The following is a 24,758-nucleotide window of genomic DNA, read 5'->3' as shown; positions in this document are numbered from 1 at the left end:
GCATTTGCGCGTCTGCGGTCGCAATTGCGGTACCGATCGCAATTGCCGCCCCGCCCAAATCGTCAGCTGTCCCCATCATTAATACGTCCATCAAGGCGGCGATGCCGGCATTGACGACGAACGTGCACTTAAGGGGCCGACCGGGTCATCCCACCGAACCGGCAACGTACGGTCGCTCAGCTTACGACGGCTCTTGGGACCTCGTCTTTGTGACGCAACGAGGAACCTGCGATCCTAGCTACAGCTTTACTGTCGATGTGACCAACGGGATTGTCACGCATCCGAATCTCGTGAAGTTTCGAGGTTACGTCGCAAAGTCGGGCGCAGTTCGCGCTTCCGTGACGGTCCAAGGCAAATATGCCGCGGGTGCGGGCAAGCTGTTCGCGGCCTCCGGTCGAGGGACCTGGAGCGGCCACTCAGGATCGGCGCGCTGCTCAGGCTATTGGACGGCGCGACGCAATTGAAAACGCAACGTCGGCCCGCACCCGACTGGACACTGGCGCGAAAGCCGTCGCCGCTATGCGAGACGGAAGGGAATGTTCTTCGGTGAGCCGGGAACCATAATGGAATGAGATCTCCCAAACTAGCCGTCGTTGCGGTCTTGCTTAGCTTGCTCTCAGCCGCTTCCGACGGGACGATGCGGCCGGACACACCTCGGTCCACGAGCGAGTCCATCTGGCCGGGCCACGCCACGCCCCTCGATGCTAGTCGACTGGCGTTGGTGATTGGCAATTCAGCCTATCCCGATGCGGACTTTCCTCTTCCCCAAATAACACGCGATGCGGAAGCCTTGACAAATGCTCTTCGCGAGGACGGCTTTCTGGTCGATGCACTTGAGAATACGACGCGTCTCGGGTTGACCCGCGCAATCGATCGTCTAAAGACACGACTACATTCGAACTCAGTTGTGTTGGTTTATTTCGGTGGTTACGGCATCCAGTCTGACGGACAAAATTACCTAATCCCTATCGATGCGACGATCTGGAGTGAAGAGGATGTTCGTCGACAAGGCGTAAGCATCGACCGCCTCCTTTCACAACTCAAAACTTCCGGAGCTCGCGTTAGGCTCGCAGTCATTGAGGCCTCACGCCGCAACCCGTACGAGCGACGCTTTAGGACTTATTCACATGGGCTAGCACCCATTCCACCGGCCGAGAACGCACTTGTCCTGAGCTCAGCCGGGCCTGGAGAAGTAGTTGAAGACCTTGAAGGACTGCATAGTCAGCTGATGAATGCTCTTCTTATGCAGATGGAAGCCTCGAGGGAGATCAAGGAGGTCTTCAATGATACTCGAAACGCGGTGGTGGCTGCTACCCAGGGCCAACAGATTCCAGTTGTGTCATCTACGCTAACCGAGAGTTTCCATCTTTCGCCGGCGCAGAGCGGCGCTCCCGCGTACTCCGTTGGCTCTGCGGCTAGTGGTCACCAGTGACCATACAGATTCAGCCGGTTCCAGACTTAAAGCTCAAGGCTCTCTTCCCATGGAGGGCGCCGTTCAATTGCCGCCAGCTTTTTTGAAACTTTGACGAGGATGCACCGCGATGCCGAATAGATCCGTTCTACCCCGGCTGCCGCGCTGAATGCGATCGCTGAGTGCGCCCCTTAAAACCATCGTCGTTGCGGCGTACAGAACGCGCACGGCGCAGATCACAGATTACCGCTGGATGAACGAAAATCGCGCCCGCAGAGCCAAAATTCCCTGGATTTGCGGGACAGATGCCTCTCAGTCTCGTGCCCTGGGCGGATACCTGCTCGCTTGATTTTACTCAGGAGCGCTCTAAGCTAAAATGGCCGAGATCCCATAAGCCTTCGAGGCCATCATGCAGGGCGACCCCAGAGTCATCGAGTATCTTAACAAGGGGCTGCGTCACGAGCTCACCGCCGTCAACCAGTACTGGCTGCACTACCGCCTGTTGGCCAATTGGGGCCTCTTGGAGATGGCCAATGTTTGGCGCAAAGAATCGATCGAGGAGATGCAGCACGCTGACCGCATCACCGACCGGATAATCTTCCTCGAAGGCTTTCCCAACATGCAGGTGCTCGATCCGTTGCGGATCGGCCAGAACGTCAAGGAAATCGTCGATTGCGATCTCGCCACCGAGATGAGCGCGCGGGCGCTGTACCAAGAGGCGGCGACGCATTGTCATTCCGTGAAGGATTATGTCACCCGCGACCTCTTCGAGAACCTGACGATGGACGAGGAGCACCATATCGATTTCCTCGAGACACAGCTTGATTTGATCAACCGCATCGGGCTCGAACTTTACACCCAGAAGCATGTCGGTGAGCTCAAGACCGAAGAGCACTGAACTTTCGCGCCACACCGCAGCTGCTCGTACGCGCTCTCGCCGCGGCCGTGTGATGTCGCTGCGAGGCCGGGTCCAGCAAACGAGCGAGAGGCTGGGACCAACCTCCTTCCCAGTGCGAACGTACGTGCATCGATGCGACAGATGCGAGCCTCGCGGACTGGCAATTAGAGCATCCTAGCCTGCTCACTTGAGGCGGCCTGAAGGGCTACAGCCTTTTCGATGAACCCTGCACGTTCCCATCCGGTTCTTACTAAGACATTCTCGGGCGCGGCCGTTCAGCGACCGGTATCACCACAGACCAGGGTCGACACGATCGACAGGGCGCATCGGGCGCCGGAGCGATACGGACCTCGCTTGCGGCATGTGGCGCTAACATTGGCTCTTGAGTCGTCGCCCCGCGGTCCTCTGTGACTGGTGAGGCCGGAGCGACGGTGTTACACGCGTCGCCGCCCCGACTGCCGACCGACCCGCAGCGTCCGTTGGTATCGAGCTGCTGGCCCTTATGCAAAGCTATGCGTGGACTGAGATCAACGGCACCCGTCTTTCGCGAGCCACCAGTCGCGAGGCCCGCCGGAGCATAGACCCTGCAGTATGGCATGGCCTTGGGACGCGTCGATTGGAAGGAAGCCTCCATGGCGAAGAGACATTGCGCTCCTCGCGTTCGCAGGGGAGCCGCAATTATGCGATCGAGCGGCTATTCATTGGTGAAGCCTACAACCGGACAATTCACTAGATTCCCCGTCGTCTTCACCGGCCCTCCCGCAGGGCTCACCAGTAAGCCCGCCGCACTTTTGGATTCAAGATCGTCACCGTCAGTGATCAGTTTCCTTTGATCCTTCTCGATAGCTTCCTTGGTCCACTCGGCTAGTCGTACGTCCCACATCGGGGAGTACCCGGCGCTGATCTCAGTGAAGTGCGCGAGGATGTCGAGCGAAGGCCCCTCTCCCTTGATAGCACTGTTGATTCCCTGGCGATTCGGATCTTTCGCCCCCATGTTGCCATTCAAAATCGTGTAGATCACCTCGATCGCGCCGCTCTGAAGAATGTCGCTTTCCGCAGGCGCAAAGGTGGACGCCTCAAGGGTCGCCGACTCCTCGGAATTTGCGTCAAAACTAAGATAACGCAGGTGTTTTCCGTTCGCGAATCCAGACCGGAGTTTCAAGTCGACAGTGCCCTTATCAGGACAGATGCTTGCTACGGAGTCCGTCACCACGGAGTAGTCAGGGCTGCCGTTGCAGAATGAAATTTTGTCCGGCCCGACATCGAACGCGATGATCGGCGCATTGAAAACGATATTCATACTATTGGATACCCGCACCAGTGGGCTGTAGTGCGCATCCCCAATAGATCCGGCTCGGGCTGTCTTAGGAGGAAAGAAACTGGGCGCGTCCCCTCCGACCAACTTCTGCGAAGGTGAGAAATCGACCCGCCCTGATTTAAAGGTGAAGTTACCCGAGTCGTCCATTTCCGCAACCCGTGTGCTCTTCAGGTCCTTGGCATCAGTGAGACTCGGCGCCCACGTAAGTCCCATCTTTTGCGAAGTATCGTAATCGCTTACGTCGGTGAGAACGAACCAAACGGTCTCTCCCGAGGCAAGACGGCCGCGATGGAGCGGTAGCGTCACCACCTCTCGTACTAGGTCCACCTGGCCCGACGTAAGAAATTGCTTCGTGATCTTTTTGCCAGCAGCTGGATCGGCCGCTAGACTTACATGAGGTGTCGAAAACGACACCACAAACATCACCATCGATCCGCAAACGCATCTGACGAGCTTCGCGCTGGGCTTCATGACGCTACCTTCTTTGCATCCAGTCTGGTTATGCACACGTGACATTGACGCTAGTTCGCCGAGGGCCTGTCACTTTTTGAGTCCAGGATAACCTTGAACATAAATCCAGTCAGTCGCTTTGGCAGGGATGTGGCAACCTAGACAATCTGAGCGGAAGTCGGTTGAGGTCGTTTTCACCGGGTCACCCGCGTCAAACCAGGACCAGCCCCAACCGTTGCCCCACAACTTATTATCGGGGTGACTGTTTTTGCCGTCCTTCACCATCATGAACCATCCTTTAAGGCTTTGTTGATGGCTGACGGTCCCAGTCGTCATTTCCGAAGTCGCCGCGGCGTACACTTCTTTCACCAGGATCGAACCTTCGGGAAATTTGCCAGCCGTCCGATAAGCTGCCGCAGTTCCGGGCGACCCATAGACCACGTGCATCTCCTTAGCACCTTTGTCACCTGCAACAGACCAGCTCCCAAGGAATTCGTAGGTCGTTCGGTACTTCTTCGGGATATGCATGTTGCCTGCCCCGTCGACGAGTTGTTCTTGCGCAGAGGCGGCCTGGCTAGGTACGACCTGGGATACTAGGCAGCCGACGCTCACAGCGATGAACGATGCGGACGCTATGGCCGCACTTCTGAGAATTTTCATCACGGTTGTCCCTACTTTTTGATAGACGGATTCTCGCTGGGCGGCATTTTCTTGGAGCCACTCTGGCCGGGCGGTAGCGGCACCTGGTCGAGCAGCGCGTAGAACTGCGTCCATACGTCATCCCGTTTCGCGCTTGCGATGTGGCAGTAGCCGCATTCCTCGACCGGCCGGACTTTGGCAGTGGCCGCTTTCGGTTCGTGGTGATTGAAGTTGAAATAACCCCAACCGTCGCTTGCCTTATATCTCTCGGTGTCCTTGACGGTCACATCCGCTCCGTTGAACGCCCCCGGGAAAAATCCTTTTCCCGATGGCGCGGTACTCGAACCGTCCGGATTGGTGGCAGGCTGCATAAGCTGCAATTCCTTCACGAAGATTGTTCCTTCAGGGAAGACGCCCGTTTTCTTGTAAATATCGTAAGAACCGGGCTCGATATACACGTTATGAAATTCCGGGAAGTTTGCTTGAGGCGGGTTCAAAAAGTTGGGCGTCAGTGGCGATCCAACGTAAACCCATTCGTGAAAGTTTTTTGGCAGAATAAGGTCCCCGTCTTTCGTGTATTCAGGAAGATAGCGGCCGGTGGCGTGCCAATCGTCGGGTGGCGGAAGCTGTGGTTGCTGCGCGAAGGCTGCGGTTGCTAGAGCGCCAACGCCAAGGACCGCGGAAAGTGCCAGTACGGTGCGTCTCATGATCTCTCTCCTATGACAGCTCAATATTGCCGATGAGGCAATGACTGCATTCTTGCGCAGATGGTCTCATTAACTACGCGCAGATCAGACTAGGCGTGGATGCCCAAGTGCGAAAGCAACAAGGGGGCATGAAATCAATGCCCGATGGAAATGACGCACTCTCGAACTATCGATGTTTGATCATCGAATTTTTCTGTTCCCTCGCAACGCGGCGCAGTGAGTTGCGACTAATGGCCATGTCCAGTCCTTGCTGATGAGCTAGACTCTTTGCTCATCTGCAGATTGGGCAATTGAGTGTCCAATTCTTGTTGTTCCAAATGTCGCACGCGATCCCACCGAACGGGGCAGTGCAGTTTCTCGGCCGATACCGAGCCCCGATCACTCAATCCCTTTTAGCGTCGTCAACTCGCTCGCGGCTCGCCTCTGCCTACTCCGAGCATTGTCGCGTCACCGCAGCTTACGAGCTAATGTCCAGCGGGTTGGTGGAGGCACTTCGCGAGAAGGCATAGTGTCTCGACTGGCGACACCTCACCGCGCCAGCGCTGAAGAGGCCTCCTACATCAAACGATGGGTGCATGACACTACCAGTCGGCTGGCGCTCTTTGTTCACTTCGAACCGGCTGCCGATCCGGATCGCCCAGCTCTTCACTGTTGAACAGCCATCGAGCGGCTTGGACTATGATCTGGGCGGCATCTTAGAATGCGGTGAGCGACGAACCATCTCGCTGATCTTGCTGATCTGGTCATACAGTTGACTTAGCTTCCGGGACCAAGTCGCGACCAGGGGGATTTTGCGTCCGGGCGGCGTGCGCACCATGCAAACAGGACAGGAGGCTAGCCTAAGTTTGAGCTGCCTCGGAAGCGGCGCTCGATCATAACCGGAGGATTTTAAAATCATAACTGAGACGAGTGCGAAGCGCTCTGCGTGATGGGCTATGGTCGACCTATGCTCGAGCGACGGATAGGGAAGGTTGACATGGAAGATCTCGACGTATCGGCTGAGCGTCAAGCGAAGCATCCAGCGCACGGAAGCTCCGGTAATGGACATTCGTGTACGAACACACATTCGTGTGCGGACATGTTGTGCATGAAACGAGCGTTGACGACGTCCACCGCAACCTTCGTTAGGGGCGCCGTCAATTGTGCGGCCGAAACATACGAACACCATTTTCGTGGCTCTCTTGAGCGCCTGCGCGAAGAACAACGTTATCGCGTCTTCGCTAACATCGAACGCGTCTCCGGTCGCTTCCCAACCGCCAAATGGCGCCGCCTCGACGGATCGGTTACTGAAATCACGGTTTGGTGCTCGAATGATTATCTGGGCATGGGACAACATCCTGAGGTCGTGAGCGCGCTGACCGCGACGGCACACCGCTGCGGTGCAGGAGCAGGTGGAACTCGCAACATCGCGGGAAATAGTTCGCCCTTGGTTGATTTAGAGGGCGAACTTGCTGATCTGCACGGCAAGGAGGCCAGTCTCGTCTTCACCTCCGGCTACGTATCGAACCAGGCCAGCATCTCCACGATCGGTAAGCTGATCCCAGAGTGCGTAATCTTTTCTGATGCATTCAACCACAATTCGATTATCGAAGGCATCCGCCAATCAGGTTGCGAAAAGCGAATTTTCCGCCACAACGATCTTGGTCACCTTGAGGCCTTGCTTCGCGAGGCGGGAAGCCGCCCCAAGCTCGTCGTGTTCGAATCGGTCTACTCAATGGACGGCGATGTGGCGCCGATCGGCGCAATCTGCGACCTTGCCGAGCGGTATGGGGCGATGACCTACCTTGATGAGGTTCACGCCGTCGGCCTCTACGGCGCTCGCGGCGGCGGAATTAGCGAGCGCGAGGGTGTGATGCACCGCTTGACGGTGATCGAGGGTACTCTCGCCAAGGGATTTGGCTGCATTGGCGGCTATATCTCGGCGTCGCGATCTATTTGCGATGCGGTGCGCAGCTTCGCGCCCGGATTCATCTTCACGACCGCCCTCCCTCCACCGATTGCCGCCGCAGCGCGTGCATCTGTTCGGTATCTGAAACACTCGTCTGCCGAGCGCGAAGCACACCAACGACAGGCCGCTGCAACGAAAGAGGCGCTCCAAGCCGCCGGGCTTCCGGTTCTCCGGACCGGAACCCACATCGTGCCTGTGATCGTCGGCGATGCGGAATTGTGCAAGGCGGCAGCCGATCGCCTTCTACAGCGCCACGACATCTATATCCAGCCGATCAACTATCCGACGGTCCCGCGTGGGACGGAGCGGCTGCGCATCACGCCGTCGCCATACCACACGGATACCCATATAGCTGAACTCGCAGCTGCGCTCGCTGAGACCTGGGAGGCCCTTTCTCTTTACTGAGAGCCGTGATTGGGAACGCTCCCGCGATCGCCTACCCGGCTTCGTCGGCGGGGCGTCGGCTAACCGACGGCGCAGCGTACAAGGGAAGGGCGTCGGGCGTTACCGGTCGTGCAGCCGAGGCAGCAAGTTGGGCAATGCAACATCGCTTCACGTTTGTACAGGCGATCGCGTGGCACATCCTGCCCTCAACGTTCACAATCTGGCTCGCATCCGTTTAATTGGCAGCCCCGAAGAGCGAACTGGGCTGTTCTCCCGCACGTCGCCGCTCGAACACGTTTGTCTCGAACCGTCGTTCATTTCGATAAGCCCTCCAAATAAGGGTTCGTTGAAAACGATCACAACGAAACAACGGACAACGAGGACTGAACATGGATATTAGGCAGCGATCCCATCTACTGATCGAAAGTCTGTCCGTGGCGCGTGGCGAGCGCATCCTGCTCGGCGGGATATCTTTGCGACTAGGCTCGGGCCAAATCGCCGAAGTGACGGGTCCCAACGGAGTGGGCAAATCTACACTCTTGCGGGCGATCGCCGGTTTTTTTCCACTGAGATCCGGTCGCATGTCTTGGGTGGAGTCCGAAGCCGCGGATTCGGCGCCCTTGGCAGAACGCCTCCACTACGTGGGCCATCTCGACGGGCTGAAATCGGCGTTGACCGCCCGCGAAAACCTCGAGATCGGCCTGGGATTTTTGGGGCGAGACCGGCGAACCCCGTTACAGGCGCTGGACCGCATGGAGTTGGCCCACGTTCTCGATCTGCCAGTCGGTTATCTTTCCGCGGGGCAGCGTCGCCGTGTCGCATTGGCCCGGCTCTTGATCGTCGATCGCCCTCTATGGCTGCTCGACGAACCGCTAACTGCGCTCGACCGGCACGCGCGCGCCTTGCTGAAGGCTATCGTCGCGAGCCATCTCGAAAGCGGAGGATTGACGCTGGCCGCGACCCACGAACCTCTTGGTCTGCCAGAGACATTCCAAGTCAGGCTTGGAACCAGGTGATAGCCATTTCGCTGAAGTGCGGTCGCACCCCACGTAGCTGTTTGTCTCGAGGTCGGGAAAGAAGAGATTACGCTGCGCTTCCGATTTCAGTGGAGCGGTCTCAACGCAACAGCGATACCGGATGGGCACCATGACCCGTATTCTCCTCCTCGTTTTTCTTCGCGACCTCATGCTAGCCCGCCGCATCGGTGGCGGCGGGATTCTCGGTCTGGTCTTTTTCCTCAGTCTCGTGACGGTCGTACCTTTCGCGATCGGGCCTGACCTGCGTTTGCTGTCGCGGATCGGCCCAGCAATTCTATGGATAGCGGCACTTCTCGCGAGTCTATTGGGCCTCGACCGTCTGTTTCAGGCGGATCAAGAGGACGGTTCGCTGGACCAAATGTTCCTGTCGCCGGCGCCCCTAGAACTCATTGTTCTTGTGAAGTGCGTGGCTCACTGGTTTGTGACGGGGCTGCCGCTCGTTATGCTCTCGCCTCTGTTTGGCCTGATGTTGGATTTGGATGGTCCCGCCCTTCGATCGGTAGCAGCAACGTTGTTGGTTGGCACGCCGGCCTTCACCTTTCTGGGGGCGATCGGGGCGGCCCTTACTGTCACCCTGCGGCGCGGTGGTCTGTTGCTATCGATCCTCGTCGTACCACTAGCCGTGCCGGTGCTGATCTTCGGTGTCTCCGCGGCGCAAAGTGCCACAACGCCCTTTTTGACACCGTTCTTGGTCCTCTGCGCGCTCGGACTCTCGTCCATCGCGCTCGCTCCGATAGCTGCGGCCGCAGCACTTCGTAGCGCGGGAGAATAATGACGGCATACAACGATTGAGTTTTCTTTCAGGGCACCCTACGTGGAACGACTTCGGCCTTGCCCGAAGCCAAGACCGCTTGACCTCAGGAGGGCCTATAGCGGGGTATCGGAGTCAAACACAGCGGCAAGCCGATCCCGCTCGGCTTGGCTCAATGGTGCGGCTGGCGTGGACTGCTGGCGGCGCAATCCGAACAGGAGAGCGATGGCGCCCGCTACGAGCACGAAAGCCGGCATTCCCCAAAGGAGAGCGGTTTCCAGGTCGAGTGGCGGTTTCAGCAGGATAAAGCTTCCGTAACGCTTTACCAGAAAAGCACGGACCTGCTCGTCACTCTCTCCGAGCTTAAGGCGCTCGCGCACGAGCAGGCGAAGGTCCCGCGCGAGCTCTGCCTTGGAATCGTCGATCGACTGGTTTTGACAGACCAGACAGCGCAGTCCGGCGGAAATAGCGCGCGCGCGTGCCTCAAGTTTCGAATTGGTCAGGATTTCATCCGGCTGAACCGCCCTTGCCAAGCTAGGGGCCACGCTTGCGAGTACGATCGAAAGCAGAAGAATGCGACGAAGCCACGTCATTCGGCGGGCTCCGGCGCTGCGCGGCTGTCGGCGACGCGGAGGCGAGCCGCGCGGCGCGCGAAGCCAATTCGGAGGCGTCTATCGGACAACGACACCATTCCTCCAAACGCCATAATGATCGCACCGATCCAGATGCTCGTCACGAGCGGCTTCCAGAACAGGCGCGCATCAATCGAACCATCCGCGTGGCGGTCCCCAAGCGAAATGTAGATCTGCCCAAAACTCAGCGTTACGATCCCCGCCTCGGTGACGGTTGTCTGTCGTGTGGGAAAGCTGCGCTTGGCTGGCTCGACGGCGGTCACGTATGCGCCGCCCTGGCTGATGACCGTATGGCCAACGAGTTCGGAGTAGTTCGGGCCCTGCTGCAATCGAAAATTCTCGATGGTGGCTTGAAAAGGGCCGAGATCGATCCTCTGGCCTAACTTGACGGTCGCGATCCGCTCCACACCCCACCCCGTCGCCGCCAAGCCCATGAGTGTCAAGCCAAGGCCGGCGTGAGCGATCGCCGCACCCCAGGCGGAGCGCGGCAACCCGACCGCGCGGGCTAGCATAACCCGGCCGCCTTGCCCACGTGTCCAGATACGAGATGCCACATCGGTGAACGAACCGACGATGAGGTAGACGGCGAGGCCGAGACCGACTGCGGCGAAGACGGGGCCGCCTCGGATGACGGCAACGAGCACAATGGAGACTACAAGACCACCCAAGGCTGCGACCGTCACCCGTTGTGCTGCGCCGAGCAGGTCGCCGCGCTTCCAGGCGATCGACTGACCGAGCGGCATCAGCAGAACGATAGGCGCTACGAGCGGGCCGAGCGTTAAATTGAAAAACGGCGCGCCGACCGAGATCTTGTCTCCCGTCAGCGCCTCAAGCGCGAGCGGATAGAGCGTGCCGGTCAGAACCGTAGCGCAGCAGGTGGTCAGCAGCAGGTTGTTGACTGCCAGCGCGCTCTCGCGTGAAAAGGGTGCGAACACGCTACGCTCGCTCAGGGACGGCGCGCGCCACGCGTAGAGTGCGAGTGGCCCGCCGATGAATACGGTCAGTATGACCAAGATGAAGACGCCGCGAGCCGGGTCACTGGCGAACGAATGGACGGAGGTCAGTACTCCGGAGCGCACGAGGAACGTACCCAGCAGCGACAGCGAGAACGTAAGTATCGCCAGGAATAGTGTCCAAATCTTGAGGGCTTCACGCTTCTCCATGACAGCAGCCGAATGGAGGAGCGCGGTGCCCGCAAGCCAGGGCATCAGTGACGCGTTTTCGACCGGATCCCAGAACCAGAATCCGCCCCAGCCTAGGGTGTAATAAGCCCAGTACGACCCCATGGCGATGCCAAGCGTCAAAAAGATCCAGGCGATCAGTATCCAAGGCCGAACGTAGCGGGCCCAAGCGGCGTCTAGTCGGCCACTGATCAGCGCGGCTACCGCGAAGGAGAACACGATCGAAGAACCGACATAGCCGACGTAAAGGAGCGGCGGGTGTATGGCAAGGCCCGGGTCTTGAAGCAGCGGATTGAGGTCCTGACCCTCAAACGGCGCAGGAAATCGTCGCAAGAAGGGATCGGAGGTAAACAGAATGAAACAGAGGAAGGCAAGGGAGATCCAGCCTTGGACCGCTAGCGTATTCGCGCGCAATTCGTTCGCCATGCCGCGCTCGAAAATCGCCACCGCCGCTCCAAAAACCGCGAGAATCAGAACCCAAAGCAGCATCGATCCTTCGTGATTGCCCCAGACCCCTGCGATTTTGTATATAAGTGGTTTGGTGGTGAGTGAGTTCTCGGCGACCGTCACGAGACTGAAATCGGACACCACGTGAGCGTAAGTCAGTGCTACGAAGGCATAACCCAAGAGTAGGAACTGGGTGATTGCGGCAAGGACCGCGATTGAGGTAAGTGCCGAATCGCCCGTACGGGTTCCCCAGAGCGGCAGAATTGATTGAAGCAGCGCGACGGCGAGAGCTAAAGCGAGCGCGTAATGTCCGGTTTCGATGATCATCTTGTCGGTCCCATCAGCTGGGATGTTTCGTGGCGCGCGGCGCTATTGCGCTCGCGCAGATCTTTCGTTGCGCCAAGTGCCTTCTTGCTTGAGCTTGTCAGCAAGGTCCTTGGGCATATATCGCTCGTCGTGTTTTGCTAGCACGGTGTCGGCATGAAAAAGGCTCGGTCCTTCCACGGTGCCCTCGGCGACGACGCCCTGTCCTTCCCGGAAGAGATCCGGCAACAATCCGGTGTAGCTGACCTTGATGTCGTGCTTTAGGTCTGTCACCGCGAAGACGACAGTCGACGATCCCTGATGAGTAAGTGAGCCACGTTTCACTAAGCCGCCGATGCGCAGCCGTGTCCCTGACGGCGGCGCCTTTGCGGCCATTTCGCTCGGACCGTAAAAGAACACGATACTGTCACGCAACGCGAACAGGATGAGCCCTATCGCGATCGCCAAAGTGAAGCCAGCTGCGCTGATGATAACGAGGCGCCTGCCCTTTCGCGTCAAGATCTACTCCTTTAAATGAAGCTGTCTGGCGAGTTCATCCACGCGGGTCGACGCTTGCGCATCGCCTGCTAGCTCAGCCCGTGCGCTTGCGACAGCCGCCTCGGCCTTCTGGCGCTCACCCAATGTCACGTAAGACCCAATAAGTTGCAGCCATCCTTGAAGGTGATGGCCGTCCTTCGAGAGCTTCTCAGCGAGCTCCGCTACCATCGCGCGGATCGCGTTGCTCCGTTGCTCCGGAGGAAACACTGCAATGTTAGCTCGGGCTTCGCCGGCGTCGATATCAGGAACCGCGGCGGCGAGGCTAAAATCTCCATTGGTCCGCCTCGATGCGATCGGCATGTCAGGCTGGCTGGGAGCTCCGACCTGGAGATATGACGCGAGCGCGACGAGCGGCAGCACTAAAACGATTGCCAAAGCCGCCGCGGCGCGTCGCTGACTTCCACGACGGGACGCATGCGGCCGGCCCTCGGATGCCGAGTTGAGTGACGCGAGCAGCCGGCGCTCGATCTGGGCGCGAGTCGTCAGGGCATCTTCAGATGCTAGCAGTCCGCAGCGCACGTCTTCATCCGCTTCAGTCAGAAGATCGCGATAGAACGTCACATTCGGATCGTGAGCGCAAAAGGCCTCGCGTCGCTCGGAAAGCGACCGCGCAAGCGCCAGCACGACTGACGACGTCATCATTGCAAAAATGGCCCACAGCACGTTTCAAGACCTCCGTTCGTCCTCGCCACCGCATATCGCACCACCCGCTGGCATCGGCCGCCGTTGAAGCTCGGGCTAACCGACTGTGCCGTTTTCATTGTCCGGGCGGACTTTGCGAACAATGTAAGCGCACGGAGCCCTACGACGCCGAGACACGAAACGATCCTTCTTGCATCCATCGCGGAGTGCAATGGAGCCGTCATGGACGCTCCGCCTCGGCAATCGCGGCCATCAAACCAGGCCGGCTTGCGTCCGAGATGCCACCGACCAGCTTGTAAGCGATTGTGCCATCGCCCATGATCACGTAGGTCTCGGGAACGCCATAGACACCGAAATCGATTCCCGTTCGGCCCGAGCGGTCAGTGCCGACCTGTGCGAACGGGTTGCCGTGAGCGGCGAGATAGGCCAGCGCATTTTTGGGATCATCCTTGTACACAATGCCGGTGAGTTTCACGCCCCGTCGCTGCAGCGTCGGGTCGCTCGCCAACGCCATTAGGGCTCCTTGTTCTTCCCGACACTCAACACACCATGATGCAAACACGTTCAAGATTGTCACGTGCCCTCCCCGCAAATCTGCGCTCGACAAGCCGGGTGGACCGGATGTTGAAAGCCCTTCGAGCGGCTTCAGCGCAAATTGCGGTACTGACTTGCCGATTAGAGCAGAGGGCACGAGTGAGGGGTCTCCGGCCCCGAGCCGCACTAGAAGTAGTGCCGCAATGCCGCAGAAGACCAATAAAGGGATAACCACCCACAAGCGGGCCACTCGGCGTCGAGGCAGCCTGGCGCCCGATGATAGGTGAATTGAGGCCGGGATGTTGCTCATGCGCGACCACGCCGATCCGAGTGATCAAGAAGACGAGACAAGGTACGGCGCTGAAAGCGATAGTCGATAAGCACTGCTACAATCATTCCAGCTAGAACAGTGCCCGTCACCAGAAACGCCGCCATGATGAATCCGTCATGCCGCAACATAGTCTGCTCAGGAAGCTATTTCGGCAGGCAGCATACGAGCCATCACCGCCTCGCCATTTACCGCCAGCGTGATCGCAAGCCGCCGGGCTCGGCGTCGCATGATCTCGTTGCGAACCGCCATAACGTGGAGCGTCACGAACAAGAGCGTGTATGCGAGCGCCATAACGATCAGCGGCCATAGCATCGAGCCAGCAATCGCCGAGCCCTCCATCCGGAACACCGACGCCGGCTGGTGGAGCGTGTTCCACCAATCAACCGAGAACTTCACAATCGGAATGTCGATAAAACCCACCAGGGTCATAATCGAAACTGCTCGTGCCGCTCTACTCGGGTCCTCGATTGTCTGCCAGAGCGCGATGAGACCGAGATAAATGAGAAGCAGAACCAGCATGGAAGTGAGCCGTGCGTCCCAGACCCAATATGTGCCCCACATTGGTTTACCCCACAACGAGCCCGTGACGAGGCAGATGAAAGTGAAAGCTGCGCCTAGGGGTGCGGCCGCTTTTTGAGCCGCATCGGCGAGCGGATGACGCCATACCAATGATCCGAGCGCAGACACCACCATGAACGTGTAGGCAAGCATCGCTGTCCAGGCGGCGGGGACGTGGATGTACATTATTCGCGCCGTCTCACCTTGCTGATAGTCGGGGGGCGCGTCGAACGCTCCAAATAGACCAATCGCGAACGCGACGGCTGTCGAACCCCAAAGCAAAGGCAGCAGCTTTGCGGCAATGCGCACGAAGTTGCCCGGATTGCTATAGGCGCTAAAGCTCAGCTTCAAATTTCGCTCTCCTCGAAGCTACCCCTGCAGGCGGGGGGGAATTCGCTCGCTTCCGAACGCGGCTCGCGAAAGGACTCTGCTCTCGGGTCGCTTGCAAGCAGATGAGTATTGCATCACAGGAAGCACGGGTTCGCAAATTACCCTCAGTTATCATTTCAATGCCCGAAGGTCAGAGTTTAGACATATCTATCGAGACATCCGCCCGATGAGGTTTGATCCTTGACGCTGATTTTGCACGAAGCGAATTTGGCTACGCTTTGAGGCTCGGTGTTGTGCAGTCACGTAGTTGGCGTTGAGGATGTGGAAAGCGTCTGGGGATGCGCGATCACCTGGATAAGCGGCCTCGCGTCTGACGCATGCGTGTCGTGGTAACGGTCGAAGCACTCAACGTCTATCCGTGCTCCTGGCTCGCCGCTTGATCCGGAGGCGGCACTTATGATTACCTCGATGTGTAGTGCGGTAAGCTAACGGCTTAGGTCAGTAGAAGCGGTTCGCCGAGCGGCGAGCGTCTTGACCTTTCGTATAGGACCCTTGCTGCATTTGGATGGCTGACCTGTACCGGCGTTCAATTGAGCCGGCGATCGCGATCATCGTATGTATGAGGCTGCGATGGTCCTCCCCCCATCGCTGCCCACCTTGGGCGCCTCCCTAGACTTCGGCCGCTTGTGGCAACGCAGGCGGCCTTCTTTTGTCTACGCCCATTCGGAATTAGACTGTCGTTGATTCGACCAATACCTCTGTACTGTCACTTGATACCCGCGCCCAATGGCGTCAATCACACGACCCGTGCTAGCTGTTGATACGGAATGAAAACCAACGGAACCGGCCCGCGAGCAGGCAGTTGCAGGATAAGGTCGGCGGCGTAGCGCCCGACCGACCTTTCCCCTGATTGAAACGTGCGTCGCCGATCTCGCAAGTGTCTCTACTTCGACGGTTCGCTGCGGAGAGCCGGCCATGAAAACATCGTGGATCTCCTAATCTGGTTTTGGCGAGGGAGCCCGCCCGCGCCCAACACACAACTTGAGGCTATAGCCGAAAATCGGGACCAATCCAGCATGGCCGATTTTGTCCGCATCCTGCAGGCCTACGATCAAGACCAGTACGGAGGGAGTTAGGGGTGTCCGCGTAGCAATCGGTTTCGCGGGTGTCATGGGCCGGGATAGAAAATGCAGGCCACGGGACCGCTATCAAGGGTACTTTTCTAAACGGCCATCGCGGTACCACTGCCTCCTTCGAGAATCGGCCACGCATCTTCAAAATCAAACCCGTGACCGAACTCATGAGAACTATCTCGCACCAATCACGATAAGCACATAGTGGCCTATGATGTTGTGACCGCGACGATTAGGGACGCATTTCGATTGCACTCGCCACAAAGTCGCAAGCTCGGGCGGACGCGATGATCTACCACCTCCGAATGAATTGCCGTGTCTGACGAGTTTGCTCGGCGACGGCATAGTTTGCCTCCAAGTAGGGCGTACGGAATTATTGATTTGCTACAGGCCTGACTAGCCGGCGCGGCTAACCAAAGCTGCACTAAAATTGGGTTCAGGCCAAACAATAGGCGCTTGAAGAACAGTCGTTGCAGGTTAGACCCGCCGCCCGGTCTTTCTGGTCTTGTGTTTCTCCGTAGCATGCGCGCGATCCTGAGGGACATCCAACCAACTCGGGGGCGCGCACGACGGTTCAGAACTCCGAGTTGGCCATGTGAAGCTCCGCGTGAATTAAGTCGAAGCCGGGATATACGAAAGTCGCAGCTCGGCTCCGCGAAAGTTTATCCCCGTTTGGCCCTTCCTGTCAGACGCGCAAATGCGAGTGCAATTGAGGACCAAGGTATCACACGGCATGCTCACCTCCAGCCGTTCGTCGCGGATTCGGGCGAAGAAAGCCGACGCTCGGCCTAGTGCCCACGCAGAAACACCGAGACAATGGAATGGATGAAAGCGTCCTGAATGGGCACCCGGAGGTCGACCCCATGCGTCTAGCCAATGACGGTCAGTTGACAGCACGAACCCACTTTGAGCGAACAGGAGAAGCCATGCCAGAAGGCCCCCTACTACTTCCGACCTCCAAACTGGGAGCCGAACTCCACCAAGTCCGTTTACGGAAGAATTCGACGACGCTACGCCGTTCGCCGCGTGGCCCTGACGATCTGCAACAGCTTTCAAGATCGCAAGCGTTGCTCCCGATAACCCCGTCCCGAAACTTTGAAGGCGACCATGACTGCTCCATTTTTGATACAATTCGCCAATCAGATGGTCACCTCGTGGCGGACGTGATCCATCCCGTCGTTGAAATCTCTCCTTCCGACACTGTGGCACGCTTCAAGGTAAATGGGCATGGCATGACGGCCGAATCCTTGCGATTCACCGGACGAGGTAGAATCCAGAATCATTTTCGGGCCCCAGTCCATATGCTCGTGATGTACGAGAAGGGAAAGCGCGGTGAAGGAGAGACATTCGTGGAAGGTCTGCCGCGATCTGCGCTCCGAAACCTCGAGCGGAAACTGACATTCGTGCCGGCGGGCCACGAATTTCATGATTGGCACGAGCTGCGCGGGTCGCAGATGCGGCTCATGTACTTCTACTTCGAACCGAACAAGCTGGTGGACCTTTCTACGCTAGGTCTCGCTGAAGCATCGGCAGCTCCTCGCCTGCTATTCGAGGACGAAACGCTGTGCCACACCGCACTCAAGCTGAAGACGCTCGTCGATGGCTCTGCAGCAGACCTACTCTACTTCAGCAGCCTCGGTACTCTGCTCATACACGAACTCTTACGTTTAACTTGCGGGCTGCCCAGCATTAAACCTCAACTCCAAGGTGGCCTTGCACCGTGGCAGCAACGACTTGTCACCACCTACATTCGAGAGCATTTCAATGAACGGATACCGATCCGCACGTTGGCGCAGCTGGTGCGTCTCAGCCCGCATCATTTCTGCCGGGTATTCAAGCAATCTCTCGGGGTGCCACCACATCGCTACCAAACCAACGAGCGTGTTGAGCACGCGAAGTTGCTGCTTGCGGGGCGATCGGATTCGATGTCGGAAATCGGTCGGGCGGTGGGCTTCAACAGTCGTAACGCGTTCGCGACGGCGTTCCGGAAGGCGACAGGGATCGCCCCCGCCGATTACCGCCGGAGCTTGGTTCCTCGCATGAGTGAAGAATGACCTGAGACGTCGCTACCAGCTTCCCCAATCGGAAGATGGAGGCATCTCGGCGTCATTTTGGGATGAGAGCGATCAGGCTTTCGCTGCCTGTTAGCAGCTCACAACCCTGGTAAGGAAATGTATCTAGGAGCGACGGCCCAGGCGCAGCCGTTCTCGCGAGAGTCCCCCCAACGCACGTAAATCCTCAAGCCGCCAAACCACTTAACACCCACCAAACCGGAGATCTCGGCCTACTCGATGCTCCCATAGCCGCCAGCAACTGTAAGGTCGATTTGTCATTTGGCTCGGTGAGCCGGAAGACTCTTGGCGAAGAGAACGCACAAAACCCAAAGCCCGCGAGGCAATCGCTCCGCCACAGCGCTCGCAAACGCCTCTAGGGCGCTCCGCGATCTGGGGCGCCGGCGACCATCGATCTGACGAACTTCTCGCGGCCACCACCTGTGGCGTTCCACTCTGGAACTCGGGCGGTGTCATGCGTTGAATGACGTTCGCGAAGGTGATATTTTGCACACCCATTTGGTCGCGTGTCGGGAGAGTAGCACTAGTGGCGCAGCATTCTACTCGAACGCTTGCGGTAGCGGGGGAGCCGACTATTGTCGTTGTCGATGACGACAAGGATTTCCGCGACTCACTCGGAGCTCTCCTCAGCTCGGTCGGGTTCAAGGTCAAGCTGTTTGGGTCAGCCGCGGAGCTGCTCGAAGCCGACTTGTTCGCCGACGTGGTGAGCTGCCTCGTACTTGACGTCAGATTGCCAGGATTGGGTGGCCTCGATTTGCAAACGGAGCTGTCGAGAAAGAGCGCTTCAATTCCTATCATCTTCATGACTGGCCACGGCGACATTCCGATGTCGGTCAAGGCGATGAAGGCAGGAGCCGTGGACTTTCTGACTAAGCCGTTCCGAGAGCAAGACATGCTGGATGCAGTGACGATCGCGCTAGAGCGTGATCGAACGCGGCGGAAGACCGAGCAGCGGCTCACGGACCTGAAGTCGCGTTACGAGCGATTGAGCCCGCGCGAGCGAGAAGTGTTGGCTCTCGTGACCACTGGCCTAAAGAACAAGCAAATCGCTTTTAAGCTAGACGTGGCTGAGATCACCGTGAAGGCGCACCGCGCCCATGTGATGCAAAAGATGGGTACGCAGTCGCTAGCCGAGCTTGTCAAAATGGCGGAGACGCTCGGCGTAAAGTCGCCAGGGCCCTGATCGTTCAAGATGGCATGCTTCCATCAGCAAAGAACGTTGTTGCTTGCGCAACCAACGGATGCGCTTTGTCGCGCGCGGAAAGCCCTGCTGCTGCCAGTCGAGCGCAATGAGCCTTAAGCACGTTCTGATGTGCCAAAGCCGCCTTGAACTATTCAGAAGCTCCGCATTACTTATTCCAAACTATAGCACCGATTATTCCGAAGTATGGTGTCTCCTGTCCAGTGTATAATCGTCAATCCAGAGCCTTGCCATTACGTTACGCTGACTGCACGGTCACCCCGTGCGCTCCTTGAGATGGACACAGAACGAGAGATGCGGCGCACCGCATCCCCAGCAATCAGGTGGGGATATGTCAGCCGATATTCAAATTTCGCTCATAGATGATGATGAGCAATCTCGCACGGCATTAGCGGGCCTCATGGAGGCAATGGGGTTCACGATTGAGGCCTTCCCGTCCGCAGTGGATTTCTTGAGGTCTCCCAACTTCCAACATGCCTCCTGTTTAATCGTTGATGTCCACATGCCGCACATGACTGGGATCGAGCTGCATAGCTTCTTGATTAGATCTGGCTATGACCTACCAACGATTCTGATCACAGCTTACCCGGAGGACAGCGCGCGAGTTCAGGCTCTGCGTCAGGGCGTCGTTTGCTACCTGGCCAAACCCATCAACGAGCGGGATTTACTTGGATGCGTCCAATCCGCTCTGCAGCGCGTGAAATCGGATGAAAATTGAATGACTGACGGCGCTCGACCAGAATTTCGGTCATACTGTGGTTCGCGTTCGGCTCCGTTATCGTGAAGTATGGATTACACAATCGCTTCCTTTACGCGTCCGTGCGTACCTCGGAAGGAGCTCCGAATTCAGCAATAGTGATCAAGCGATCGAGCGCAAGAGCCGCAATGGCCTGGGACGGTGACCGAAAGGCCCGATTTCTTATTGGATAATTGGAATGGCGGCGTGATCACTCGCGTCTCTCCAGCCCGTAAGCGCGATCTTCCAAAGCCGTTAGCGAAGGCTTTCCTGGTCGACTGTATCGGCCCGCGGTCGTCTGTTGACGTAAATCTCGTGTCGTTCGGACGAAGTGCCCGCAGGTTGGGGTCTAACGATCGGGTTCGAACCAAGGTGGATTCGTCCCCACTCATATCTTGACCGTTCGGATGCTCAGCTCGAAGATCGTTGCTCTTTAAAGGGGTCACCGTAGATGTGGTAGCCATTAAATTCCCATAGCCCCGGCGACTCGCGATCCAAGAACTGGATCCCGCGCACCCACTTCACGCTCTTGTAGGCATAGAGGTTTGGCACCACCAGGCGCAGCGGGTACCCGTGCTCGGCCGTAAGGGGTTCGCCGTCATGCCGCAGGGCTAAAATTGTAGTCGGGCGCAGAAAATCCGCGATTGGTAGGTTTGCCGTGTACTTGTTCTCACCATGGACCATCACATGCCGCGCTTCTGGTCGCAACTTCACTCGCTTCATCAATTCTGTGACGAGCAATCCTCCCCAATTGTTGTCGAAGCGGCTCCAGCCGTTGACGCAGTGCATGTCCGCAGATAGCTCTGTCTGCGGCAGATTAGAAAACTCTTCCCACGAAAGCCGCAGCTGCACTTCTACTAGCCCGAATACGCGAAAATCCCACGAACCAGGACGAAAGAGCGGCACCGAGCCCACATGTATCACTGGCGACTTCAGCGTCAGCGACTGTCCGGGGGGAAGCCGCCCGGCGGCAAGCATCTCGCGCTCCCGTTCGCCTCGATGCTTCGATCCCACACTTACCTCCACCACGAGCTATAGTGCGTCTAGTCGGCGCACGTAATTTAAGCAACGGCGAGCCGGGTTGCGGCGGACACGTCAAATATTGGGTCTCCGAGCAGCAACCCGTCAAATAGCTGGTGAATCTCTAAGCGGCGAAGGGATCTTCACTGCTCGTCTTCATCAGCTTTGAGATCAGAACGACTTGCAGACTTGGGCTCAAGGCCAGGAACAGTCTTGCTAGTGTTGTGACGGAAAATATTAACTGCTCCGATCACTTCGTCCTCGTTGTCACGAATAGGAAAGACATTCACGAGAGCAAGAAGACGATAACCATTCGGGTGCTCGCAAATCACATCGGCGTTTCGAACAGTGCCGCCGTTATTGATCACCACGGAAGGTGGTGCGTGTTCGTGCGGCATCACTTCTCCTGAGGGATAACGAAGAAGGTGTGACCCACAAAACTTCTCCGAAGTTCCAAGAGACGGCGTGCGTCCCCAACCCGCAATCGCGGCTTTGTTGCACTTGACGACGGTCGCATTCTTTTCGAGAACGTATATTCCTACTGGGATGGAATCCATCGCCGCCTGATCTGCGAGAATGCCTTTTGCGACGAGGTGCCCATCGACGATTTCTCCTCGGAAATCGATTCTGTCGAAGTCACCTTCTAAAATCATCGTGCTTGTTGCGTTGGTTGCCATTTTCAACCTCCTTTGCGTACCCACATTGTTCATAGGACCTATTCGGCCTCACACTCGAATTTGGGCAAGCATAGCCTCGCCGGTCATTACCGTCGTCTCACCGTGCGCCGCACGATGTCTCATTTTGCGCCGATCGCCATTCGGTTGTTGTTCAATTAAGGCCACGGAGAGGCGGGTGCGGTGATCGGCTCGCCCGCTGGAATCGATACGCAAAGGAACTCTCCACGTCCGCCTTAGAAAGTGGCAGCCCCGAAGCTGGCACCCTCGCTTTGCCCATGTGACCGGTCTAAGATTGGGTTCAAAGGCATTTGATCGGCCCACGGGATGGTCATGCAAGTCCACTTTTCCACGGACGATATTGCACCGCGCGACCGCGTGAGGTTCTGGTGCGACTTTTTCGCGAAGCAGGCCCATAGCATCACGCCGGGCGAGATTCCGGATCCCGCTGCCTTTCGCGCGGAAGCGAGCGGATCGATTGCGGGCGAATTTGCGCTGCTGGAGATAAGTTCGGGACTTGAGAGGGTCCAACGGACGGCGGCCGACGTTGCCAAGGACAAGATCGAAGCGTTCTTCGTCCGCCGATTTCGCGCGCCGGTCATCTGGAGGGCCGCGGCACGCAGCACGCCAGTCGACCTGATTCATGAGCCCGGTGATTTCTGCATAAGCTCGACCGAATGGCAATTCGACGCGGAATGGAAAGGCCCAGCGTCGTTCGACATGCTGATCATCCCGCGGGCTGCACTCTCGCCGATTATAACCGGGGGCCGACTGGAACGCCCGTATCGGTTGGCCGGTGCCTCACCGCTCGGCTCGCTGCTCGGCGCAGCTATTGATGCGGCAAAGGCGCAGGCGCCGCTGCTCCCCAACGAACATGGTGAAGCCGTGCTGCGCAATCTCTGCGGTCTCGTGGCACTGAGCTGCAACATGTCCAACGAAGGCGTTAATCGGGGGCGGGATTCGCTACAATCGGCGCGGCTCGCGGCCGTCAAGCGTTACGTCGACCTGCATCTCGCCGATCCTTCCCTGACCCCCGCCAGCGCCGCGGCCGCACTCGGCATCTCGGCGCGCCAGCTGCATCGGCTGTTCGAAGCAAACAATGTCAGTTTCGCCCGATACGTTTCGCGCGAGCGACTGCTCCGGTGCCGCGACGCCATCGCCGACGCGACAGGAACCGGCCGATCGGTGATCGATATAGCTTTTGGCTGGGGGTTCAACAGTATGGCGACGTTTTATCGCGCGTTCGCAAGCGAGTTCGGTAGCCCGCCCACCATGCTGCGTACGGCATCGCAAGGACGAGTGAATGGCCAGGGCACGATAGGGAGGGACACATCGTGAATGTTCGGGGCGATCTCCTGCTTGGCGCGAAGTAAGACGTTGCTTGGCGCTAAATGAGACGACTTCGCAACTGCTTCCGTGTGAATGACGTCGTGACCCACGAAAATCGCGCGCCAATGAGATGCGTCAGGTTGCCCGACGCTTCTATGCGCTTGAGGGCTCGTATCCGATTGCTATCATGTGCGCGCCCGCACGCAAAGGAAATGACATCGTGGATGCTGTGCAGCAGGAGCTTGTCCAGAACACCTTCGCCAGGCTGGCGGCGATGCCAGAGGTCACCGGAGCGTTGTTCTACGAGCGGCTATTCGCCACCAATCCGAATTTCCGGCCGCTATTCAGAAACAACTTGCGTATTCAGGGCGTCAAGCTAATGACTATGCTCGCTATGGTCGTCTACAATCTACCGGCGCCGGATCAACTTTCGCCCGCGATCCATGACCTTGCCGTCCGCCATGTCGAGTACGGGGTTAAGCTCGCCGACTACGACGCGCTGCGGGAAGCGCTGCTCTGGACCCTCGAACAGGCGCTTGGAGAGGATCTCACGCCCGCCGTTCGTGAGGCCTGGACGGTCTGCTACGATGAACTTGCGGGTGAAATGAAGGCGGCTGCCGGCGTCTGATTGATGATCTCCCGCCTGGCACTAAGCGCCTTTTTTCTTCTCTGGAAGCAGTGATCCCGATATGTCCGCTCGGGTCTTGGTTGTGTGCAAACGGATAGGATCGGCGCGCGGCCGTTGTCGGCCGACGTTTATGACCTCGTGCGTAACAATCAGATGGTGTCGCGGTGCCCACCGCTGGACATTATAGCCGACACCCAATCCGCGTCCGCTGGTAGCCATCGAACGGGCATCCGGATCGCTCAGCGATATCTGCTGATCCGGGCGTGTTGCGCATCGTACGCGCACGACGAAGACCGCCTGATTGACGCATGCGCGCGAGAGCCGGGTAGTGCTATGATTGCGCTGCGTGAAGGTTAGGCAGCTTGCTGATCGGTGGGTTCGTCGGCTTGGCGCGGGAGCTTTCGTTCCCAGGACAGCAGTTCGTGCAGACGCGAAGCGGGAAGATCGGCGATCCGGGCGAGGAGGTCGAGCCCGAGCCGACGACGAGGTTGAACACGCCGGCCGGAATGCCGGAGCGGATGATGATTTCAAGCAGTTCGGCTGCGGAAGCCAACGCTTTGACCTTCAACCCGACCCAACGGAACAAGATGCTGAGCGACCCGCGAGTGAACGGATCATCGATCACAAATACGGTCGGGCCTTCTGAGGCTGGAACGCTAAGCACGCGAGATGATGGTAGATAAATCATGGTGCGATAAGATGGCTCAGCCCTACTTACATTACGCCGAGGAATATTCTTTGCGGCGCCGCCATCGCCGACTTGGAGAATGCGCATGACCATGCCGCGCGTCGTGCGCTCGCCCGTTTTGGCGAATTACAAGGGATTGGCGCAGCGGCGTCCTGCAGGGAGATGATGTCTGCGTCGAGACCTTTGTCGCGGCGCTCCCCAACGCCATCCAGAGAACA

The 24,758-nt window shown here is 58.1% G+C and carries 24 protein-coding genes and 1 pseudogene; 11 read left to right on the top strand and 14 right to left on the bottom strand.

Annotated features, from left to right (window positions below):
* Window positions 1-721: 721 nt before the first annotated feature.
* Complete coding sequence (locus tag RAD10_RS15005; RefSeq protein WP_461618110.1) at window positions 722-1,432, top strand: caspase family protein; 711 nt, start codon at window positions 722-724, stop codon at window positions 1,430-1,432.
* A gap of 388 nt (window positions 1,433-1,820) precedes the next feature.
* Entirely contained in the window at window positions 1,821-2,309 is a 489-nt protein-coding gene (bfr, locus tag RAD10_RS15000; RefSeq protein ID WP_461618109.1) for a bacterioferritin, read from the top strand.
* A 694-nt stretch (window positions 2,310-3,003) separates the two neighbouring features.
* On the opposite strand, the gene RAD10_RS14995 is transcribed toward bfr, so the two are convergent.
* The 3 genes from RAD10_RS14995 to RAD10_RS14985 all read right to left on the bottom strand — a co-directional run bounded on the left by RAD10_RS14995 (window position 3,004) and on the right by RAD10_RS14985 (window position 5,423).
* Window positions 3,004-4,098 (bottom strand): DUF7482 domain-containing protein, encoded by a 1,095-nt coding sequence (locus tag RAD10_RS14995; protein ID WP_461618108.1) that lies wholly within the window; start codon window positions 4,096-4,098, stop codon window positions 3,004-3,006.
* Between the two features lie 69 nt (window positions 4,099-4,167).
* Window positions 4,168-4,737 carry a cytochrome P460 family protein gene (locus RAD10_RS14990; RefSeq protein ID WP_461618107.1) on the bottom strand — a complete coding sequence of 190 codons (570 nt, stop codon included), beginning with the start codon at window positions 4,735-4,737 and terminating at the stop codon, window positions 4,168-4,170.
* Window positions 4,738-4,748: 11 nt separating this feature from the next.
* Window positions 4,749-5,423 (bottom strand): cytochrome P460 family protein, encoded by a 675-nt coding sequence (locus RAD10_RS14985; RefSeq protein WP_128935402.1) that lies wholly within the window; start codon window positions 5,421-5,423, stop codon window positions 4,749-4,751.
* Window positions 5,424-5,998: 575 nt separating this feature from the next.
* On the opposite strand from RAD10_RS14985, the gene RAD10_RS14980 reads away from it, so the two are divergent.
* The 4 genes from RAD10_RS14980 to ccmB all read left to right on the top strand — a co-directional run bounded on the left by RAD10_RS14980 (window position 5,999) and on the right by ccmB (window position 9,564).
* A complete protein-coding gene (locus tag RAD10_RS14980) occupies window positions 5,999-6,178 on the top strand; it encodes a hypothetical protein (RefSeq protein ID WP_461618106.1) in 180 nt (59 codons plus the stop codon).
* A gap of 332 nt (window positions 6,179-6,510) precedes the next feature.
* Entirely contained in the window at window positions 6,511-7,776 is a 1,266-nt protein-coding gene (gene hemA / locus RAD10_RS14975; RefSeq protein WP_461618105.1) for a 5-aminolevulinate synthase, read from the top strand.
* Between the two features lie 368 nt (window positions 7,777-8,144).
* On the top strand, window positions 8,145-8,771 hold the full coding sequence (ccmA, locus tag RAD10_RS14970) for a heme ABC exporter ATP-binding protein CcmA (RefSeq protein WP_461618104.1): 627 nt from the start codon (window positions 8,145-8,147) through the stop codon (window positions 8,769-8,771).
* Window positions 8,772-8,901: 130 nt separating this feature from the next.
* A complete protein-coding gene (ccmB, locus tag RAD10_RS14965; protein WP_461618103.1) occupies window positions 8,902-9,564 on the top strand; it encodes a heme exporter protein CcmB in 663 nt (220 codons plus the stop codon).
* Between the two features lie 95 nt (window positions 9,565-9,659).
* Here ccmB and RAD10_RS14960 read toward each other — a convergent pair whose 3' ends face one another.
* The 7 genes from RAD10_RS14960 to RAD10_RS14930 form a co-directional block, all read right to left on the bottom strand.
* Window positions 9,660-10,136, bottom strand: coding sequence for a cytochrome c-type biogenesis protein (locus RAD10_RS14960; RefSeq protein ID WP_461618102.1), 477 nt, complete (start codon window positions 10,134-10,136; stop codon window positions 9,660-9,662).
* Window positions 10,133-12,130 carry a heme lyase CcmF/NrfE family subunit gene (locus tag RAD10_RS14955; RefSeq protein WP_461618101.1) on the bottom strand — a complete coding sequence of 666 codons (1,998 nt, stop codon included), beginning with the start codon at window positions 12,128-12,130 and terminating at the stop codon, window positions 10,133-10,135. The genes RAD10_RS14960 and RAD10_RS14955 overlap by 4 nt, the downstream gene beginning before the upstream one ends.
* Window positions 12,131-12,172: 42 nt before the next feature.
* Entirely contained in the window at window positions 12,173-12,625 is a 453-nt protein-coding gene (gene ccmE, locus RAD10_RS14950; RefSeq protein WP_461618100.1) for a cytochrome c maturation protein CcmE, read from the bottom strand.
* 3 nt (window positions 12,626-12,628) lie between these two features.
* Entirely contained in the window at window positions 12,629-13,327 is a 699-nt protein-coding gene (gene ccmI / locus RAD10_RS14945) for a c-type cytochrome biogenesis protein CcmI (protein WP_461618099.1), read from the bottom strand.
* Window positions 13,328-13,526: 199 nt separating this feature from the next.
* Window positions 13,527-14,150: a DsbE family thiol:disulfide interchange protein gene (locus RAD10_RS14940; protein WP_461618098.1), complete on the bottom strand. Its 624-nt coding sequence runs from the start codon at window positions 14,148-14,150 to the stop codon at window positions 13,527-13,529.
* Window positions 14,147-14,299, bottom strand: a complete 153-nt coding sequence (gene ccmD, locus RAD10_RS14935) for a heme exporter protein CcmD (RefSeq protein WP_461618097.1) — start codon at window positions 14,297-14,299, stop codon at window positions 14,147-14,149. The genes RAD10_RS14940 and ccmD overlap by 4 nt, the downstream gene beginning before the upstream one ends.
* A gap of 7 nt (window positions 14,300-14,306) precedes the next feature.
* Complete coding sequence (locus RAD10_RS14930) at window positions 14,307-15,080, bottom strand: heme ABC transporter permease (RefSeq protein ID WP_461618096.1); 774 nt, start codon at window positions 15,078-15,080, stop codon at window positions 14,307-14,309.
* Window positions 15,081-17,013: 1,933 nt separating this feature from the next.
* On the opposite strand from RAD10_RS14930, the gene RAD10_RS14925 reads away from it, so the two are divergent.
* From RAD10_RS14925 to RAD10_RS14915, 3 genes are all read left to right on the top strand, one after another.
* Window positions 17,014-18,246, top strand: a complete 1,233-nt coding sequence (locus tag RAD10_RS14925; RefSeq protein ID WP_461618095.1) for a helix-turn-helix domain-containing protein — start codon at window positions 17,014-17,016, stop codon at window positions 18,244-18,246.
* Window positions 18,247-18,790: 544 nt separating this feature from the next.
* Window positions 18,791-19,447: a response regulator transcription factor gene (locus RAD10_RS14920; protein WP_461618094.1), complete on the top strand. Its 657-nt coding sequence runs from the start codon at window positions 18,791-18,793 to the stop codon at window positions 19,445-19,447.
* Window positions 19,448-19,796: 349 nt separating this feature from the next.
* Window positions 19,797-20,183, top strand: a complete 387-nt coding sequence (locus tag RAD10_RS14915; RefSeq protein WP_461618093.1) for a response regulator transcription factor — start codon at window positions 19,797-19,799, stop codon at window positions 20,181-20,183.
* Window positions 20,184-20,612: 429 nt separating this feature from the next.
* On the opposite strand, the gene RAD10_RS14910 is transcribed toward RAD10_RS14915, so the two are convergent.
* Together RAD10_RS14910 and RAD10_RS14905 are read right to left on the bottom strand one after the other, a co-directional pair.
* Complete coding sequence (locus RAD10_RS14910; protein ID WP_461618092.1) at window positions 20,613-21,179, bottom strand: sulfite oxidase-like oxidoreductase; 567 nt, start codon at window positions 21,177-21,179, stop codon at window positions 20,613-20,615.
* A 185-nt stretch (window positions 21,180-21,364) separates the two neighbouring features.
* A complete protein-coding gene (locus tag RAD10_RS14905) occupies window positions 21,365-21,898 on the bottom strand; it encodes a PAS domain-containing protein (RefSeq protein WP_461618091.1) in 534 nt (177 codons plus the stop codon).
* Window positions 21,899-22,228: 330 nt separating this feature from the next.
* Between RAD10_RS14905 and RAD10_RS14900 the strand changes: the two genes are divergently transcribed.
* Window positions 22,229-23,233, top strand: coding sequence for a helix-turn-helix domain-containing protein (locus RAD10_RS14900; RefSeq protein WP_461618090.1), 1,005 nt, complete (start codon window positions 22,229-22,231; stop codon window positions 23,231-23,233).
* 121 nt (window positions 23,234-23,354) lie between these two features.
* On the top strand, window positions 23,355-23,852 hold the full coding sequence (locus RAD10_RS14895) for a globin domain-containing protein (protein WP_461618089.1): 498 nt from the start codon (window positions 23,355-23,357) through the stop codon (window positions 23,850-23,852).
* A 111-nt stretch (window positions 23,853-23,963) separates the two neighbouring features.
* On the opposite strand, the pseudogene RAD10_RS14890 reads toward RAD10_RS14895, so the two are convergent.
* Both RAD10_RS14890 and RAD10_RS14885 read right to left on the bottom strand, forming a co-directional pair.
* A pseudogene (locus RAD10_RS14890) lies at window positions 23,964-24,113 on the bottom strand (IS5/IS1182 family transposase); the annotation flags it as partial.
* 70 nt (window positions 24,114-24,183) lie between these two features.
* Entirely contained in the window at window positions 24,184-24,633 is a 450-nt protein-coding gene (locus RAD10_RS14885; protein WP_461618253.1) for a hypothetical protein, read from the bottom strand.
* Window positions 24,634-24,758 lie beyond the last annotated feature (125 nt).

It is taken from the genome of Bradyrhizobium sp. 23AC (assembly GCF_054863025.1).
The sequence above is the reverse complement of the archived record's forward strand: the minus strand, read 5'-3'. Positions and strand labels throughout refer to the sequence as shown.